Below are 1984 nucleotides of genomic sequence, written 5' to 3' on the forward strand. Positions count from 1 at the left end.
GCCCGGGTTCGACGTAATTCGGGGGGTCTAGAGGTCCGGCCGGGCTGAACGTGCAGGTCATAGGGCTGCAGGGGCTTGCAGGGTGCGAAAGTGCCTAGAGACGCGATTTTCTGGATTCGCCTGCGCTGGCCTGGGCATCGCTCGTATGGTCTGGAGCCGTGTACGTGAAGACGACGAAGCGGGAGAACAAGTCCGGCACGGTCCGGTACCTGCACCTGGCCCACAACGAGTGGGACCCGGCGAAGGGGCGGGCGGTGCCCAAGGTGTTGTTCACCTTCGGCCGCGAGGACCAACTCGACCGCGACGCGGTCAAACGCCTGGTCGTGTCTCTATCACGGCTGCTGGAGCCAGGTGACGCGCTGGCTGCGACGGCCGCATCGGACCTGGAGTTCGTCTCCTCGGTGCCGTTCGGCGGCACCCACGTGCTCGACCATCTGTGGCGCCAGTTGAAGATCGACCAGATCGTGGCCCGGGTCGGGCAGCCCAAGCGCGGCCGCCGCCGGGACATGACCGCCACCGAGCGAGTTCTGTTCGCCCTGGTCGCCAACCGGGCCCTGGCGCCCTCCTCGAAGCTCGCCGCCGCCGACTGGATCACCCACGACGCGCACATCGACCAACTGCCCGCCACCGCCGAACAGCCCTGCTACCGGGCGATGGACTGGCTCCACGAAGTCAGGGACGACCTGGAGAAGCAGGTCTTCGACGAGGTCGCCAACCTGCTGAACCTCGAAGTCGACCTGCTGTTCTTCGATACCACCAGCACCTACTTCGAACTGGAGGAACAAGACGAGCCCGTCGCCCGCGACGACGCCGGCAACCGGACGGGCACCGATGCGGACGACACCGGCACGACCCAGACCGGGTTCCGCACCTACGGCAAGTCCAAGGACTCCCGCGACGACCTGCCACAGATCGTGATCGGCATGGCCGTCACCCGCGACGGCATCCCGGTCCGCTGCTGGTGCTGGCCGGGCAACGCCTCCGACCAGAAACTGATCCGCCAGGTCAAGGACGACATGCGCGACTGGACCCTCTCCAAGATCGTGTGGGTCACCGACCGCGGCTTCTCCTCCGAGACCAACCGCCGCTACCTGCGGCAAGGCGACCACGCCTACATCATCGGCGAGAAACTCCGCTCCGGATCACCCGAGGTCAAGGCCGCCCTCTCCCGTCAGGGCCGCTACACCGAGATCGCCGAGAACATGCGCGTCAAGGAAGTACGCATCAGCGACACCGACCGGTTCGTGATCTGCCACAACCCCGAGGCCGCGACCCGGGACCAGCACATGCGCACCCAACTCGTCGCCCACCTCGAAGAGTTGATCACCGACACCGACAGGCTCAGCGACTTCAAACGCGGCGAACTCCGAGGGAAGATCGCCGACAAGCCCGGCCTCAACCGCTACCTGCGCACAACCCCCGCCGGCAAGCTCCGCGTCGACCAAGCGAAGATCAAGGCCGAGGAGAACCTCGACGGCAAGTACCTCCTGCGCTGCTCGGACCCCCATCTCAGCGCCGAAGACATCGCGCTCGGCTACAAGCAACTCCTCGAAGTCGAGCGCGGCTGGCGCGACATGAAGCAGATCATCGACCTTCGGCCCGTCTATCACCGCCTCGAAGAACGCATACGCGCCCACGTCATCCTCTGCTGGCTCGCCCTCCTCCTCATCCGCATCGTCGAGACCCGGACCGGCGGGACCTGGCCCCAGGCCCGCCGCGACCTCCAACGCCTCCACGTCGGAACCTTCACCGGCCCCACCGGCACATTCCAGCAGGTCACCGGCCTGACCAAGCCACAGACCGACCTGCTGGCCAAGCTCGGCGTCCCCCACCCCAAGCAGGTCCTCGACCTTCAGCCCGCACCCCGCTGACCAGGCACAACACCACCGCCTAGAGAAACGCCCTCCAGGCGGCCACACCCATATCTACGCAGGTCAGACCCCAGATTCTGAGCTCTAGGCCGTCGAATTATGTCGAACCCGGG

1 protein-coding gene is annotated in these 1984 nt (G+C 66.3%); it reads left to right on the forward strand.

Features of this window, described 5'->3' with window-relative positions:
* Positions 1–164 precede the first annotated feature (164 nt).
* A complete protein-coding gene (locus HDC93_RS37555; RefSeq protein ID WP_311774742.1) occupies positions 165–1871 on the forward strand; it encodes an IS1634 family transposase in 1707 nt (568 codons plus the stop codon).
* Positions 1872–1984 lie beyond the last annotated feature (113 nt).

The organism is Streptomyces sp. AK010 (assembly GCF_014207295.1).
Lineage (GTDB): Bacteria > Actinomycetota > Actinomycetes > Streptomycetales > Streptomycetaceae > Streptomyces > Streptomyces massasporeus.